This is a genomic window from Muricoccus roseus, assembly GCF_900141905.1.
In the GTDB taxonomy this organism is placed as follows: domain Bacteria; phylum Pseudomonadota; class Alphaproteobacteria; order Acetobacterales; family Acetobacteraceae; genus Roseomonas; species Roseomonas rosea.
In genome coordinates, this window is record NZ_FQZF01000056.1 from 1 (window position 1) to 15,393 (window position 15,393).

Genomic DNA, 15,393 nt, shown 5'->3' on the forward strand with positions numbered 1-15,393 from the left:
CCCGCCAAGGGCCTGAGGCCCTTGGAACCCCGTCTGACTGCCGTGGATACCCCGGATCAGTGGGTCTCGTGTCGCTCCGCGCCTGTTCTGCCTTTGCAGTCGCCTGAGGTCCTAGACCTCAGGCGCACCGGCAGCCGAGTGATTCCAAACTTCTAGAAAAAGATGATGGGTCGAAGGCACTGCCTTCGACGGGTCCGGGGAGAGGAAGAATTCCTTCTTCCTCTCCCCGGGACAGGCCGCCAGCCCAGGATCACCCCACCCGCACGAGCACATGGCGCTTCCGCCCGGCGGAGAGCTTCGCCGCGCCGTCCCGCAAGTCGGCGGCCGTGACCTCGCGCGCGATGTCCGTCACCGCTTCGTCGTTCAGGCGCAGGCCGGACTGGCCGACGAGGCGGCGGGCCTCGCCCTTGCTGGCGGCGAGGCCTGCCGCGACCGCGAGGTCGAGCAGGCTGGCGGGCAGGGTGGCGGTGATGCTGGGCAGGGTTTCGGCCGCCTGGCCTTGCTCGAAGGTGGCGCGGGCGGTGGCGGCGGAGGCTTCGGCGGCCTCGCGCCCGTGGAGGAGGGCGGTGGCCTCGGTGGCCAGGATCTTCTTCGCCTCGTTCACCTCGGCGCCCTGGAGGGCCGCGAGGCGGTTGCATTCGGCGACCGGCATTTCGGTGAAGAGGCGGAGAAAGCGGCCGACATCCGCGTCCTCGGTGTTCCGCCAGAACTGCCAGTAGTCATAGGGGGACAGGCGGTCGGGGTTGAGCCAGACGGCGCCGGAGGCGGTCTTGCCCATCTTCGCGCCGGAGGCGGTGGTCAGCAGCACGGTGGTGGCGCCGAACACCTCCGCCGCATCGGCGCGGCGGTTCAGCTCCACGCCCATGATGATGTTGCCCCACTGGTCGCTGCCGCCGAGCTGCAGCGCCACGCCGTGGCGGCGCCGCAGCTCCAGGAAGTCGTAGGACTGGAGCAGCATGTAATTGAATTCGAGGAAGGAGAAGGCCTGCTCGCGCTCCAGCCGGGTGCGCACGCTGTCCAGCGTCAGCATGCGGTTGACGCTGAAATGGCGCCCGACCTCGCGCAGGAAGGGGATGTAGGCGAGCCCGTCCAGCCATTCCGCGTTGTCCAGCATGATGGCGTCCGAAGGTCCGTCCCCGAAGTTGAGGAAGGGGGCGAAGCTGCGGCGGATGCCGGCTTTGTTCACCTCGATCTGCGCGTCGTCCAGCAGCGGGCGCTGGGTGTCGCGGAAGGAGGGGTCGCCGATCTTCGTCGTGCCGCCGCCCAGCAGCGCCACGGGCTTGTGGCCGCATTTCTGCAGCAGCCGCAGCAGCATGATGGGCAGGAGATGGCCGACATGCAGGCTGTCCGCCGTGCAGTCGAAGCCGCAATAGGCCGGAAGGACGCCCTGCGCCATGCGGGCGGAGAGGGCGGCCTCGTCCGTCACCTGGTGGATATAGCCGCGCTCGCGGGCAATGTGCAGGAAGTCGTTCATCGCGGTGTCACTCGGGCTTGCAAAGCGCGCCGGCCCTAGCACAAGTGCCGCCATGCTGCGAACCATTGGGCTGATGAGCGGGACCTCCCTGGACGGGGTGGATGCCGCTTATGTCGAAACGGATGGTGAAAGGGTGGGCCGATTCGGCCCCTCCCTGACCATCCCCTATCCGCCTGCCCTGCGCCGGGACCTGCGGGCCCTTCTGGATGCCGCACCCGGCCTGCATGCCGAGGGCCGCCTGGCGGAGGACCCTGGCATGCTGGACTGCGCCCACCGCCTGACCGAGCACCATGCCGAGGCCGTGGAGAAGCTGGGCTTGCCGGCCGACTTCATCGGCTTCCACGGCCAGACCATCCTGCACCGCCCGGCGACGCGCCCCGGGGAGCGCGGGCATACCTGGCAGATCGGCGAGCCCACCTTGCTGGCGCGGCGCACGGGGGTGGAGGTGGTGCATGACTTCCGCTCGGCCGATGTGGCGGCTGGCGGGCAGGGGGCGCCGCTGGTGCCGGTGTTCCACCGGGTGCTGGCCGAAGCCCTGCCCAAGCCGGTGGCCATCCTGAACCTGGGCGGGGTCGGCAACGTCACCTGGATCGGGCCGGATGGGGAGCTGATGGCCTTCGACACCGGCCCGGCCAATGGTCCGCTGGACGATTGGGCGCGGCGGTCCCTGGGCCAGGATTACGACCGGGACGGCCGGCTCGCCCTGGCCGGACAGGCGGACGGCGCCGTACTCGGGCGGCTGATGGCGCATCCCTATCTCGATGCCCCGCCGCCCAAATCCCTCGACCGGCTGGATTTCGACCAGGCGCTGCGCGACTCCGGCGCCGGGGCGCTTTCCCCCGCCGATGGGGCGGCGACCCTGGCGGCCTTCTGCGCGGTCTGCGTCGGCGCGGCGGCCCGGCACTTTCCCGACCCGCCCATACAATGGCTGGTGGCCGGCGGCGGGCGGCGGAATCCGGCACTGATGAAGGCGCTCTCCAGCATGCTGGAAGCCCCCGTGCGCCCGGTGGAGGTGGCGGGCTGGGACGGGGACGCGCTGGAGGCCCAGGCCTTCGGCGTCCTCGCGGCTCGCGTGGCCCGCGGCCTGCCCCTGACCTTCCCCGGCACCACCGGTGCCCCCCGGCCGATGACCGGCGGCCAGCGGGTGCCGGCCTTCGCCTGACGGGGTGCCGGCGCTTGAGCCAGCGACGGGCTTCTCGCCTCCGGCCGGGCCGGAGGATCGGCCACCCTCAGGCGAGGGCGGCCACGAAAAGGGAAGGGGCGGCGCCCGTGCCCGGGTGCCGCCCCCTCTTCATCCGTTCCGGACGGACCGATTCTTCGTCAGTCGGCCGCCATGGACATTCGGGCGCGGTTCAGCACCGTCATCACATGGTCCTGGGTGGCCTCGGCCACCTTCTCCGTCTGCTCCGGCGTGTAGACATGCCCGGCGCCGGGCATGGTCCGGTAGTCGATCTTGATGCCCTTTTGGGTGTTCAGCTTGTCCACCAGCTTCCGCACGGAGGGCTCCGGCACCAGCTCGTCGGCCTCGCCGTGAAGGATGAGGCCCGAGCAGGGGCAGGGGGCGAGGAAGCCGAAGTCGTAATGGCTGGCCGGGGCCGAGATGGAGACGAAGCCGCCCATCTCCGGCCGGCGCATCAGCACCTGCATGCCGACATAGGCGCCGAAGGAATAACCCGCCACCCAGAGCATGGAGGCGGCCGGATTCACCGCCTGGAGGAAGTCGAGCGCCGCCGTGGCGTCGGAGATCTCGCCGATGCCGCCGTCATAGCGGCCCTGGCTCTTGCCCACGCCGCGGAAGTTGAAGCGGAGCGTGGAAAAGCCCATGCCGCGAAAGCGCTCATAAAGCGCATGCACCACCCGGTTGTTCATGGTCCCGCCATGGAGCGGATGCGGGTGCAGGATCAGGGCGGTGGGAGCATTGGGCTGCTTGGCGTGGTGGTAGCGACCCTCGAGCCGGCCGTCAGGGCCGGCAAACATCACCTCGGGCATCATCACCTTCCGCCCCGTGGGGCGTTTTTCTGGGGCGGGCCGGATCCCGGAAGGGAGCCGCCCCACCTGTTTCATCACCGCTGGCACCCCGCCTCAGCCGACCGGGCTTCAGCAGACCGGCCCCATGCCGCGGCGGAGCGGGCTCCACCCACGCCCCGAAGGGGCATGCGGGCGGGGGCCGTTCCGCCGGGTAGAAGCCCGGCCAGGAAGCGCGGCATATCGTATTCCGTCCCGCGTAAGGTAAGCCCTCACAGCGGCCATGACGGTTCCGAACCGGGCTTCGGGGGTGCCATGTGCCCCGCGCAGCCTTACGGTCGGTGGGGCAAGCGCAATATAGGCAGCGCTCGGCGGAATTCATAACCAAATCATGGCAGGGCATCACCTTTTGGCACGCATGGCTGCGGCCCGTACCGGTCCGGGCTCCCCTCAAGGGGTGGAGCGGCGGCCCTAGCATGCGGCTCTCCACCCGCGGCCGCTATGCCGTGACCGCATTGACGGAAATGGCGCGGCGAAGCGCCTGGGGTGGTGGTGCCCCCGTGTCCCTCGCGGAAATCGCGGGGGCCCAGGGGCTTTCCGCCGCCTATCTGGAGCAGCTCTTCGGCCGACTGAGGCGGGCGGGGCTGGTGCGTTCCGCCCGCGGTCCGGGCGGCGGCTACCGGCTGGCCCGCCCGGCCGCGACCATCACGGTGGCCGAGGTCGTGGAGGCGGTGGAGGACACCATCGCCGGCGGACCGGAGGGCGGGGACTCGGCGGCCATGCCGCCGGACCAGCGGGACCTCTGGCACGCGCTGGCAGAGCAGGTCCGGCTCTTTCTCTCGGCCATCAGCCTGCAGGACGTGGCGGAGGGGCGGACCCTGGGGCGCACGGTGCCGGTGCCCGGCGGGCCGGATCCGGGCGAGGGGGCGGAAGGGTGACGCTGTATCTCGACGCCAACGCGACCGAGCCGCTGCGGCCCGAGGCGCGGGCCGCGGCGGTCGCGGCCATGGACCTGCCGGGGAACCCCTCCTCGGTCCACGCGGCCGGGCGGGCCGCGCGGCGGGTGCTGGAGGAGGCCCGGGCGCGGGTCGCGGCGCGATTCGGCGCCGAGGCGCGGAATGTCGTCTTCACCTCCGGCGGCACGGAGGCGAATGCCATGGCCATTGCCGCCCTGCGCCAGGGGCGGCGGGTGCTGCTCGGGGCAACGGAGCACCCGGCCGTCATGCGTGCCGGGGAGGGGGCGGAGCTTCTGCCCGTGCTGCGCGACGGCAGGCTGGATCTGGAAGCGCTCGACTCGTCCCTGTCCTTGGGCGCCGCGTCGGGAGAGCCCGCGCTGGTCTGCCTGATGGTGGCGAACAACGAGACCGGGGTGATCCATCCGGTCGCCGAGGCGGCCGCGATCTGCCGCCGCCATGGCGCCCTCCTGCATCTGGATGCCGTGCAGGCGGCCGGCCGCATGCCGCTGGATGCCCTGGCGCTGGGGGCGGAGACGCTGGCGATCTCCGGCCACAAGCTGGGCGGGCCCAAGGGGGCGGGGGCGCTGATCCTGCGCCCCGGGCTGGATCTGGCGCCGCTGGTGGCGGGGGGAGGGCAGGAGCGCGGCCGGCGCGGCGGCACGGAGGCCCTGCCCGCCATCGCCGGGCTGGGCGCGGCCGCCAAGGCGGCGGAGCCGGAGGCGGCCGCGCGCCTGGCGGCGCTGCGGGACGCGATCGAGGCCGGGCTCGGCCTGCCGGTCGCGGGCGCCGGGGCGCCGCGCCTGCCGAATACGAGCTGCGTCGCGCTGCCCGGGGTGAGTGCCGAGACGCAGGTGATCGCGCTGGACCTCGCGGGCGTGCAGGTCTCCGCCGGCTCGGCCTGTTCCTCGGGCAAGGTGGCGCGCAGCCCGGTGCTGGAGGCGATGGGGCTGGGCGAGCTGGCCGGGGCGTCCATCCGCGTCTCCCTGCCCTGGAATGCGGCGGCGGATACGGCGGCGCGCTTCCTCGACGCCCATGCCGCGATGCGGGCGCGGCTGCTGCGCCAGGGCTGATCCCGGCGCGGGCCGGGGCTGCGTTGGCCGGGCTCGTCCTGGCCGGGGCGATCCCCCATCTTGGCCGGATGAGGGATGCCGCCAACCGCCCCGCCTATCTCGACAACCACGCCACCACCCCCGTGGACCCGAGGGTGCTCGCCGCCATGCGCCCGTGGTGGGAGGCGAACTTCGCCAATCCCGCGAGCATCGAGCACGCCATGGGCCGGGAGGCCGAGGAGGCGGTGGAGGAGGCCCGCCGGCACGTCGCCGCGCTGATCGGGGCGGAGGCGAGGGAGGTGGTGCTCACCTCCGGCGCGACGGAATCGAACAACCTGGCGATCAAGGGGGCCGCGCGATTCGCGGCATCCCAGGGCACCGAGCGGAAGCGGGTCGTCACCCTCGTGACGGAGCACAAATGCGTGCTCGAAAGCGTGCGGGACCTCGCGGCCGAGGGCTTCGAGCCGGTGCTGCTGCCGGTGGGACCGGACGGGCTGCTGGACCCCGAGGCACTGCGCGCCGCGCTCGAGGTTCCCACGCTGCTGGTCAGCGTCATGGCGGTGAACAACGAGATCGGCGTGGTGCAGGACATCGCCGCCCTGGCGGCGATCGCCCACGAGGCGGGCGCGCTGTTCCACACCGATGCGGCCCAGGCCGCCGGCCGCATCCCGCTGGATGTCGCGGCCATGGGCATCGATCTGCTCTCGCTCTCGGCCCACAAGCTCTACGGGCCCAAGGGGATCGGGGCCCTCTATGTGCGCCGCCGCCCGCGCGTGCGGCTCGCTCCGCTGCTTTCCGGCGGCGGGCAGGAGCGGGGGCTGCGCTCCGGCACCCTGGCCACGCCCCTGGTCGTCGGCTTCGGGGAGGCGGCGCGGATCGCCCGGCTGGAGATGGCGCTGGACGAGGGGCGCGTGGCCGGGCAGCGCGAGCGCTTCCTTTCGGCGCTGGGGGCCGCGATCCCGGGGCTGCGGGTGAACGGGCATCCGGAGCGGCGCGTGGCCGGCAATCTCAACCTCACCCTGCCCGGCGGGGTGGATGCCCAGGCTGTGATGGCGGCCGCCCCCGGCGTCTGCGTCTCGACGGGCAGCGCCTGCTCCTCGGCCAGCATCGAGCCCTCCTATGTGCTGCGGGCGCTGGGCTTGCCCGAGGCGGAGGCGCGCGCGACCTTGCGGATCGGGATCGGTCGCTTTACCTCGCCCGCCGAAGTGGACCGGGCGGCGGCGGAGCTGGCACGCGCCTGGGATACCGTTCATCGCCGCGCGGCCGCGGAGTAGCAGGGGCGCCCCCATCGCGGGATGGGCGCGCGGGGTAGGAGAGATTGATGCCGAAGATGACCTTCGTCGAGCGGGATGGCACGCACCGCGAGGTGGAGGCGCCGCTCGGCCTGTCCGTGCTGGAAATCGCGCATAAGCATGGCGTGGACATCGAGGGCGCCTGCGAGGGGAGCCTCGCCTGCTCCACCTGCCATGTGATCGTGGACCCCTCCTGGTTCGGCAAGCTCGAGAGCCCGACCGAGGATGAGGAGGACATGCTCGACCTCGCCTTCGACCTGCAGGAGACGAGCCGGCTGGGCTGCCAGCTCATCATGACCGACAAGCTGGACGGGCTGGTGGTGAAGCTGCCCGCCGGCAGCCGCAACGCCGGCTGATGCCGATGACCGTGCCCCTGGGCCGTGAGGGCGGGCTGTTCCGCGCCCTGCGTGCCGGCGCGGCACGGGAATGGGATGCCTATTGCTGGCATCCCTTCGTGCAGGGCCTGGCCGAGGGCACGCTGCCGCTGGCGGCCTTCCGCCGCTACCTCGTGCAGGACTACCTGTTCCTCGTTCAGTTCGCGCGCGCCCAGGCCCTGGCGGTGGTGAAGGCCGAGAGCCTGGAGGCCATGCGCGAGAAGGGCAGGGTGGTGCAGGCCATCCTGGACGAGACGAAGCTACACCTCGTCTATTGCCGCGAATGGGGGCTGGACGAGGCCGCGGTGCTGGCCGAGCCCGAGGCGCCGGAGACCGTGGGCTACACGCGCTGGGTGATGGACCAGGGCTTTCGCGGCGACATCCTGGACCTGGAGGTGGCGCTGGCGCCCTGCACGATCGGCTATGGCGAGGTGGCCATGCGGATCGAGGCGCATCCGGGACGGCTGCGCGACGGCAACCCGTATGAGAACTGGATCGTCCAGTATGCCAGCCCGGACTACCAGGCCGTGGCGCGCGGCGCGGCGGAGCGGCTGGACCGGCTGGGGGAGAGCCATGGCGGCGCGGCCCGCATCGCCTCCCTCACGCGCGTCTTCGCCGAGGCGTCGCGCCTCGAGGCCGATTTCTGGCAGATGGGGCTGAACGCGTCGTGAGAATCATGGTCGCCCACCGAATGGCGAAGCCATGAGGATCATGGTCGCCATGTCCGGCGGCGTGGACAGCAGCGTTGTCGCGGGGCTGCTCGCGGAGGCGGGGCACGACGTCATTGGCGCCACGCTCCAGCTCTATGACCATGGCGCGGCCGTGCAGAAGAAGGGCGCATGCTGCGCCGGCCAGGACATCCATGACGCGCGGGACGTGGCGGACCGGCTGGGCATCCCCCATTACGTGCTGGACCGCGAGAGCCGCTTCCGCGACGCCGTGATCGGCGACTTCGCCGACAGCTATGCGCGCGGCGAGACGCCGATCCCTTGCGTCCGCTGCAACCAGACCGTGAAGTTCCAGGACCTTGTCGCCCTCGCCCGCGACCTGGGCTGCGAGGCGCTGGCGACCGGCCATTACGCCCGCCGGGTGGAGGGGCCGGGCGGCCCCGAGCTGCGCCGCGCCGCCGATCCGGCCCGCGACCAGTCCTATTTCCTGTTCGCCACCACGCGGGAGCAGCTCGCCTTCACCCGCTTCCCCCTGGGCGACATGCCGGACAAGGCGGCGGTGCGGCGCGAAGCCGTGCGGCTCGGCCTGGCGGTGGCCGAAAAGCCGGACAGCCAGGACATCTGCTTCGTCCCCACCGGCCGCTACCACGACCTCGTCGCGAAGCTGCGGCCGGAGGCGGCCGAGGCCGGCGACATCGTGGATACCGACGGCCGGGTGCTGGGCCGCCACCAGGGCATGGCCCGCTACACCGTGGGGCAGGCGAGGGGGCTGGGCCTGCCGGGCGGAGCCGAGGGCGGGCTGCGCGTGGCCGCGCTGGATTCGGGCCGGCGGCGGATCATCGTCGCACCGGCAGCCTCCATCCCCGTGGCCGAGGTGCCGGTGGGCGAGGTGAACTGGCTCGTCGATCCGCCCACCGCCCCGTTCCGCGCCGAGGCGAAGTTCCGCGCGCGAGAGGTACCGCAGCCCGTCACCGCCGAATGGGACGCGGCCTCCGCGCGGCTGCTCGTCCGGCCCGATGCACCTGTGATCTCCGCCCCGGGCCAGGGCTGCGTGCTCTATGGCGGGGACCGGGTGCTGGGCGGCGGTTTCATCCGCGCGGCGCGCCCGGCAGTGGTTGACGCCGCCGCGCCGGCGGCCTAATTCGCGGCCTCCCGGCAGGTGGCTTGTTCTGGCGGGGTAGCTCAGCTGGTTAGAGCACGGCACTCATAATGCCGGGGTCACCGGTTCAAGTCCGGTTCCCGCTACCAATCGACAGCCACCTGCCGGTCTTCATCCTTCCTCATCCCGATGCGCGGCCGCCGGTTGCCTTCCGGCGGGAAACTCGCAACCTGCCCACGATAACGGTCGGCGGGAGTCGCGCATGAAGGTCCTGGTCCTCGGCAGCGGGGTGATCGGCGTGACGACCGCCTGGTACCTCGCCCGCGCGGGGCATGAGGTGGTGGTGGTGGACCGCCAGGACGGCGCGGGGAAGGAAACGAGCTTCGCCAATGCGGGGCAGCTCTCCTACGGCTATTCCTCCCCCTGGGCGGGGCCGGGCGTGCCGGTGAAGGCGGTGAAGTGGCTGCTGATGCACCACCGCCCCTTCGTCTTCTGGCCGCGGCCGGACTGGGAGATGCTTTCCTGGCTCAGCCGCATGGCGGCGAACTGCACGGAGCGCGCCTATCGCCGCAACAAGGGGCGGATGGTGCGGGTGGCCGAGTACAGCCGCGTGGCCCTGGCGGCGCTGCGCGAGGAAACAGGGATCGAGTTCGACCACCGGGCACGCGGCACCCTCCAGCTCTTCCGCACGCAGAAGCAGCTCGACCATGTGGGCGACGACACCGCCGTGCTGGACGAGTACGGCGTGCCCTGGGAGCTGCTGGACCCGACGGGCTGCATCGCCGCTGAGCCCGCGCTGGCGCGGGTGAAGGACCGCTTCCTCGGCGGCCTGCGCCTCCCACAGGACGAGACGGGGGACGCCTTCCTCTTCACCCAGCGCCTGGCGGAGCTCGCCCGAGGCAAGGGGGTGGAATTCCATCTCGGCGCCTCGATCGCCGGCATCCGCGCCGAGGGCGGGCGGGTGGTGGCGGTGGAGACCGACCACGGCGACTTCACGGCCGATGCCTATGTCGCCGCGCTGGGCAGCCACACCCCGGCCATGCTGCGCCCGCTGGGCCTGCATCTGCCGGTCTATCCCATCAAGGGCTATTCTCTGACCCTGCCGGTGACGGAGGAGCCGGCCGCGCCCGTCTCCACCGTCATGGACGAGACCTACAAGATCGCCATCACGCGCCTGGGGGACCGGATCCGCGTCGGCGGCACCGCCGAGATCGCGGGCTTCAGCACCAGCCTGCGCGCGCCCCGGCGGGAGACGCTCGAGCACTCGGTGCGCGACCTCTTCCCCGATGGCGGCGACATCGCCGCCGCGCGCTTCTGGACAGGGCTGCGGCCGATGACGCCGGATGGCACGCCCATCATCGGCAAGACCACCCTGGCGAACCTCTTCACCAACACCGGCCATGGCACGCTGGGCTGGACCATGGCCTGCGGCTCCGGCCGGGTCCTGGCGGACATCGTGTCCGGCCGGGAGCCGGAGATCGACGTCTCCGACCTCGGAATGGCACGGTATGGCTGACGCGAGCGGGACGCCCGGCGCCCCTTTTCAGCGGCCCCCGTGCTGCCGACATGCGGCCATGGGCCAGCGGGACGGCATGCCCGCCGGGGGCGGGTGGAAAGCCCGGGAACCCCGTGCTAGCATCGTGCAATCGCCTGAATCACGGAGGAAAGTCGCGTGACACTTCAACTCGGGCAGATCGCCCCCGATTTCGAGGCCGACACCACCCAGGGCCGGATCCGCTTCCACGAATGGCTTGGCGATTCCTGGGGCGTGATCTTCAGCCATCCGAAGGACTACACGCCCGTCTGCACGACGGAGCTGGGCTACACGGCCAAGCTGAAGCCGGAATTCGACCGCCGCGGCGTGAAGGTCATCGGCCTCTCCGTCGATACGCTGGACCGGCATGAGGGCTGGAACGCGGATATCGAGGAGACGCAGGGCACCGCCGTCAACTTCCCGATGATCTCGGACCCGGACAAGACGGTCGCGAATCTCTACGGGATGATCCATCCCGAGGCGGATGCGAGCGTGACGGTGCGCACGGTCTTCGTGATCGACCCGAACAAGAAGATCCGGCTGATGCTCATCTATCCGCCGAGTGCCGGCCGCAACTTCGACGAGGTGCTGCGGGTGATCGACAGCCTGCAGACGACCGACAAGCACAAGGTGGCGACGCCGGTGAACTGGAAGCCGGGCGACCGCACCATCGTCCTCGCCAGCATGTCGGACGAGGAGGCGAAGAAGCAGTTCCCGCAGGGCTTCACCGCGGAGAAGCCGTATCTGCGCTGGGTCGATACGCTGGAGTGGACCTGATCCTTCCATGACCTTCGTTGCCACGGACTTCTGGGACGCGGTCGGCAAGACGCCTCTCATCCGTCTCCGCCGCGCCTCCGAGGAGACGGGCTGCGAGATCCTCGGCAAGGCCGAGTTCATGAACCCCGGTGGCAGTGTGAAGGACCGCGCGGCCATCGGGATTCTCGGGGAGGCCGTGAAGCGCGGCCTCCTCACCCCCTTCCAGCCGGGCACGGTGGTGGAGGGGACCGCGGGCAATACCGGCATCGGCCTGGCGCTCGCTGCCAATGCGCGCGGCTGGAAGTCCGTCATCGTCGTGCCGAGGACGCAGAGCCAGGAGAAGCTGGACTTCCTGCGGATGATCGGCGCCGACCTGCGGCTGGTGGACCCCAAGCCGCTGGCCGATCCCGGCCATTACGTGAACTTCTCCCGCCGCCTGGCGGAGGAGATGGGTGCCGTCTGGGCCAACCAGTTCGGCAACAGCGCCAACGCCCTGGCGCATGAGACGACGACCGGCGTCGAGATCTGGGAGCAGACGGGCGGGAAGGTCGACGCCTTCACCTGCTCCTGCGGCACGGGCGGCACGCTGCACGGCACCGCGCGGGCGCTGAAGGCGAAGAAGCCGGGCGTGAAGGTGGTGCTGGCTGACCCGCATGGCTCCGGCCTCTATTCCTGGGTGAAGACGGGCACGGTCTCCGCCGAGGGCAACTCGATCACCGAGGGCATCGGGCAGGCCAGCAAGGTCCCGGCCGTGCTGGAGGGCGCCCCGATCGACGACGCGGTGCGCATCTCGGACGCCGAGGCGCTGGAGCAGTGCTTCTCCCTGCTGAAGGAGGAGGGGCTGAGCGTGGGCGGCTCGGCCGGGCTGAACGTGGCAGCGGCCATTCGCGTGGCGAAGGATCTGGGGCCCGGCCACACGGTCGTGACCGTGCTCTGCGATGGCGGGGCGCGGTATCAGTCCAAGCTGTTCAACCCGCCCTGGCTGCGCGAGCGCGGGTTGCCCGTGCCTTCCTGGCTGGCATGATCCGCGAGGCGTTGGAAATCGCGCGCAGCATCCAGGCGCGCGATCCGGCGCGGCCGACCTTCGCGGAATCCATCCTCTGCTATGCCGGGCTGCACGCGGTGGTCTGGCACCGGCTGGCGCATCGCCTCTGGCGCGCGGGGTTCCGTGCGCCCGCGCGCTGCGTCTCCCACCTCTCCCGCTTCCTGACCGGGATCGAGATCCACCCCGGGGCGCGGATCGGGCGGCGGCTCTTCATCGACCACGGCATGGGCGTGGTGATCGGGGAGACCGCCGAGATCGGCGATGACGTGCTCATCTATCACGGCGTGACGCTCGGCGGGCTGACGACCAACCCCGGCAAGCGCCACCCGACGCTGGAGGATGGCGTCATCATCGGCGCCGGCGCCCAGGTGCTGGGCCCCATCCGCATCGGGCGGGATGCGCGGATCGGCGCCAATGCCGTTTGCGTGGACCCGGTGCCGGACGGGGTCACGGTGGTCGGCATCCCCGCCCGGCCGCCCGGGCGGCCCTGCGCGGAACAGACGACCGGTTACGGAATCCCCCCGGGCGCGTTGGACCCGGTGGCGGAGCAGATCGCCGCCTTGAGGGCTGAGGTCGCGGCGCTGAAGGAGCGGAATTCGCTCCGGGCCTGACGCTCCGCCCCGTGGAAGGATGTCGCATGCACCGGAGGACCCTGCTTCTGTCCAGCCTTGCCGTTTCCCTGCCGGCCGCCGCGCAGGGTGGCGCCGGAACCCTGCTGGTCATGGAGAAGGCGGCGCACCGCCTCGCCTTCCTCGACGCCGCGGACGGGCGGCGGCTGGGGCAAGTGGACCTGCCCGACTTCCCGCATGAATTCGTGGTGGATGCGGCCGGGCGGCATGCCTTCGTCGGCCATTACGGGGTGGAGACCTCGGCCAGCCCGGGAGAGGGCGGGCATTCCGTCATCGTGGTGGATCTCGCGGAGCGCAGGATCCTGCGTGGCATCCACCTCTCGCCCTTCAACCGCCTGCACGGCATGGCGATGGACGCGCAGGACCGGCTTTCCGTGCTGAGCGAGGACAGGGGCGTGCTGCTCAGCATCGACCGGCCGCTGGAGGAATCCGCGGCCAGCTTTGCCGTGCCGGCGGGCGGGATCAAGACGCATCTCTTCTCGCTGACCCGCGACGGCGAGCGGGCCTACGTCACCGGGCTGCTCTCGAACACGGTCAGCTTCGTTCGCCCGCGGGATGCCGCCATTCCGCCGGTGATGGTGACCACGGGCCGGATGCCGGAGGGGTGCTGCCTCTCGCCGGATGAGCGCACCCTCTATGTCGCCAGCCGCCGCAGCGGGACGCTGAGCGCGCTGGATGCGGAGACGATGCGCCTGCGGGACAGGCGCGAGCTCGGAGGCGATCCGCTGCGCGTCTATGCCATGCCGGACGCGCGGCTGCTGGTCACGGATCTGGCGAGGGGAAGCCTGTCCCTGCTGCGCTCCGATATGAGCGAGCTCTGGCATCTGGCGCTGGGCGCCAAGCCGGCCGCCGCATCCCTGCATCCGTCGCGCCCTGTCGCTTTCGTCTCGCTTTCCTCGGATGAGGTCATGGTGGTCGATCTGGAGCGCGCACGCATCGAAGGCAGGATGAAGACCGGCTCGGGTGCGGATGTGACGAAGCTGCTGCCAGGCCTTCCCGCATGAAGAAGGGGCGGAGCCCTGCGGCTCCGCCCCTTCAAGTTCCTCGCGAGAGGTCCCGCGGAATTAGCGCAGGACGATCTCGACGCGGCGGTTCTGCGGCTCGCGCACGCCATCGGCAGTGGCGACCAGCGGACGGCTCTCGCCGAAGGCCTGGATCGACATCTGGTTGCGGGCGATGCCACGGCGTGACAGCTCGGCGGCCACCGCCTCGGCCCGGCGCATGGAGAGGCGCTGGTTGTACTGCGGGGTGCCCGAGCGGTCGGCATGGCCGGCCACCTCGATGCGGGTCGTGCCGGTCGAGGTCACGGCCTGGGCGGCGTCCGCGATGATCTGGCGGGCGCGGTCCGTCAGGTCGGCGCGGTCGAAGTCGAAGAAGACGAGGTAGGTGCGGGCCGGCGCCGGAGCCGCGGCCGGGGCGGCGGGCGCGATGGCCGCGACCGGAGCAGGACGCGGCTGGTTGAAGGCGTAGCGCAGGCCCAGCATGACCGAGTGGTTGTAGTTCTCGGAGCGGGTGCCGCCACGGCCGACGGAGAAGCCGCCGCCGCTGCTCGTCGTGTCGATGCTATGCTCGAGCGTGCCGAGGAAGCGGTATTCGGCCGTCAGCGTCAGGCCGGTGACGCCGAGGCGCGTGAGCGGCACGCCGACGCCCGCGATGCCCTGATAGGCGAAGCGGCCATCCGTGCCGCTGCTGCGGACGGTGGCGCCGATGACGTCGAAGCGGACATCGTCGAACTCGCGCCAGATATAGCCGATGCCACCGCCGATATAGGGCTGCACATAGCTGGGCATGCCGAAGCGGGAGAGGTCGAGGTCATAGAGGACGTTGCCCATCACGCCATAGCTGCGCGAGGTGCCCTCCACGCGCGTCGTCGTCACCCCCTGGAAGCCACGGATCTTGTCGACCTCGTTCTCCCGGTAGTTGCCCTCGATCTCGGCCCGCAGCCCGTTGCCGAAGCCCCAGCCGAGGCTGGCGACGGCGGCCCAGCCCACATCGAAGGAGACCTTGCCTCCCGGGTTGACGCCCCGGAGACGCAGCTCCTCGGCGAGGGGGCCCGTGGCGCCGAGCCGGGCGTCCTGGAGCCAGTTCGCGCCGGCGCCGGCCGCAATGTACAGGCCGCTCACGGGCTGAGCCTGGGCGGCGAGGGGAAGAGCCAGCATGGTTGCGGCCAGCAGGGCCTTGCGGAACGACATGGGCGGGAGTCCTTCGGATGGGGAGCGCTCCGGGGAGCAGCCCCCCTCCTGCGGCCATGTGGAGGGTCTCAACAATCACTTGGGTTGGGTTTCGCCAGGCGCATCGGCGGTTGAGAGGTGCCGTTGCCCGGAAGCGACATGGCGGGCTGGCCGGGCCTGACATGAAGAAGGGGCGGAGCCCTGCGGCTCCGCCCCTCCCAATCCCTCGCGAGAGGTCCTGCGGGATTAGCGCAGGACGATCTCGACGCGGCGGTTCTGCGGCTCGCGCACGCCATCGGCGGTCGGGACCAGCGGACGGCTCTCGCCGAAGGCCTGGATCGACATCTGGTTGCGGGCGATGCCACGGCGCGACAGCTCGGC

At 71.3% G+C, this 15,393-nt stretch carries 15 protein-coding genes and 1 tRNA gene; 13 read left to right on the top strand and 3 right to left on the bottom strand.

Annotation, left to right across the window (positions count from 1 at the left end):
• Nucleotides 1–250: 250 nt before the first annotated feature.
• Entirely contained in the window at nucleotides 251–1,474 is a 1,224-nt protein-coding gene (gene tyrS, locus BUB97_RS24580; RefSeq protein ID WP_073140367.1) for a tyrosine--tRNA ligase, read from the bottom strand.
• Nucleotides 1,475–1,529: 55 nt separating this feature from the next.
• Here tyrS and BUB97_RS24585 point away from each other — a divergent pair, with 55 nt between their 5' ends.
• On the top strand, nucleotides 1,530–2,636 hold the full coding sequence (locus BUB97_RS24585; RefSeq protein ID WP_086062545.1) for an anhydro-N-acetylmuramic acid kinase: 1,107 nt from the start codon (nucleotides 1,530–1,532) through the stop codon (nucleotides 2,634–2,636).
• Between the two features lie 158 nt (nucleotides 2,637–2,794).
• Here the strand turns inward: BUB97_RS24585 and BUB97_RS24590 are convergent, their stop codons facing one another.
• A complete protein-coding gene (locus BUB97_RS24590) occupies nucleotides 2,795–3,463 on the bottom strand; it encodes an alpha/beta hydrolase (protein ID WP_073140401.1) in 669 nt (222 codons plus the stop codon).
• Nucleotides 3,464–3,915: 452 nt separating this feature from the next.
• On the opposite strand from BUB97_RS24590, the gene BUB97_RS24595 reads away from it, so the two are divergent.
• The 12 genes from BUB97_RS24595 to BUB97_RS24650 all read left to right on the top strand — a co-directional run bounded on the left by BUB97_RS24595 (nucleotide 3,916) and on the right by BUB97_RS24650 (nucleotide 13,845).
• Nucleotides 3,916–4,377, top strand: a complete 462-nt coding sequence (locus BUB97_RS24595; RefSeq protein ID WP_073140372.1) for an Rrf2 family transcriptional regulator — start codon at nucleotides 3,916–3,918, stop codon at nucleotides 4,375–4,377.
• 2 nt (nucleotides 4,378–4,379) lie between these two features.
• Nucleotides 4,380–5,465 carry a cysteine desulfurase family protein gene (locus BUB97_RS24600; RefSeq protein ID WP_086062546.1) on the top strand — a complete coding sequence of 362 codons (1,086 nt, stop codon included), beginning with the start codon at nucleotides 4,380–4,382 and terminating at the stop codon, nucleotides 5,463–5,465.
• A gap of 68 nt (nucleotides 5,466–5,533) precedes the next feature.
• Nucleotides 5,534–6,718, top strand: coding sequence for a cysteine desulfurase family protein (locus BUB97_RS24605; RefSeq protein ID WP_073140403.1), 1,185 nt, complete (start codon nucleotides 5,534–5,536; stop codon nucleotides 6,716–6,718).
• Nucleotides 6,719–6,765: 47 nt separating this feature from the next.
• The gene (locus BUB97_RS24610; RefSeq protein ID WP_073140377.1) at nucleotides 6,766–7,092 is read left to right on the top strand and encodes a ferredoxin family 2Fe-2S iron-sulfur cluster binding protein; all 327 of its coding nucleotides are present in this window, start codon (nucleotides 6,766–6,768) and stop codon (nucleotides 7,090–7,092) included.
• 5 nt (nucleotides 7,093–7,097) lie between these two features.
• Entirely contained in the window at nucleotides 7,098–7,781 is a 684-nt protein-coding gene (gene tenA / locus BUB97_RS24615; protein ID WP_086062547.1) for a thiaminase II, read from the top strand.
• A 31-nt stretch (nucleotides 7,782–7,812) separates the two neighbouring features.
• Complete coding sequence (mnmA, locus tag BUB97_RS24620; RefSeq protein WP_073140383.1) at nucleotides 7,813–8,919, top strand: tRNA 2-thiouridine(34) synthase MnmA; 1,107 nt, start codon at nucleotides 7,813–7,815, stop codon at nucleotides 8,917–8,919.
• A 30-nt stretch (nucleotides 8,920–8,949) separates the two neighbouring features.
• A tRNA-Met gene (locus BUB97_RS24625) sits at nucleotides 8,950–9,026 on the top strand.
• Nucleotides 9,027–9,139: 113 nt separating this feature from the next.
• Nucleotides 9,140–10,393 carry a D-amino acid dehydrogenase gene (locus BUB97_RS24630; protein WP_073140387.1) on the top strand — a complete coding sequence of 418 codons (1,254 nt, stop codon included), beginning with the start codon at nucleotides 9,140–9,142 and terminating at the stop codon, nucleotides 10,391–10,393.
• A gap of 156 nt (nucleotides 10,394–10,549) precedes the next feature.
• Nucleotides 10,550–11,188 carry a peroxiredoxin gene (locus tag BUB97_RS24635; protein ID WP_073140390.1) on the top strand — a complete coding sequence of 213 codons (639 nt, stop codon included), beginning with the start codon at nucleotides 10,550–10,552 and terminating at the stop codon, nucleotides 11,186–11,188.
• Nucleotides 11,189–11,195: 7 nt separating this feature from the next.
• Nucleotides 11,196–12,191: a cysteine synthase A gene (locus BUB97_RS24640; protein ID WP_073140392.1), complete on the top strand. Its 996-nt coding sequence runs from the start codon at nucleotides 11,196–11,198 to the stop codon at nucleotides 12,189–12,191.
• Nucleotides 12,192–12,202: 11 nt separating this feature from the next.
• Nucleotides 12,203–12,823 (top strand): serine O-acetyltransferase, encoded by a 621-nt coding sequence (gene cysE / locus BUB97_RS24645; protein WP_245818452.1) that lies wholly within the window; start codon nucleotides 12,203–12,205, stop codon nucleotides 12,821–12,823.
• A gap of 26 nt (nucleotides 12,824–12,849) precedes the next feature.
• On the top strand, nucleotides 12,850–13,845 hold the full coding sequence (locus BUB97_RS24650) for a YncE family protein (protein WP_086062544.1): 996 nt from the start codon (nucleotides 12,850–12,852) through the stop codon (nucleotides 13,843–13,845).
• Between the two features lie 60 nt (nucleotides 13,846–13,905).
• Here BUB97_RS24650 and BUB97_RS24655 read toward each other — a convergent pair whose 3' ends face one another.
• Nucleotides 13,906–15,033, bottom strand: coding sequence for an OmpA family protein (locus BUB97_RS24655; RefSeq protein WP_073140398.1), 1,128 nt, complete (start codon nucleotides 15,031–15,033; stop codon nucleotides 13,906–13,908).
• Between the last annotated feature and the right edge of the window lie 360 nt (nucleotides 15,034–15,393).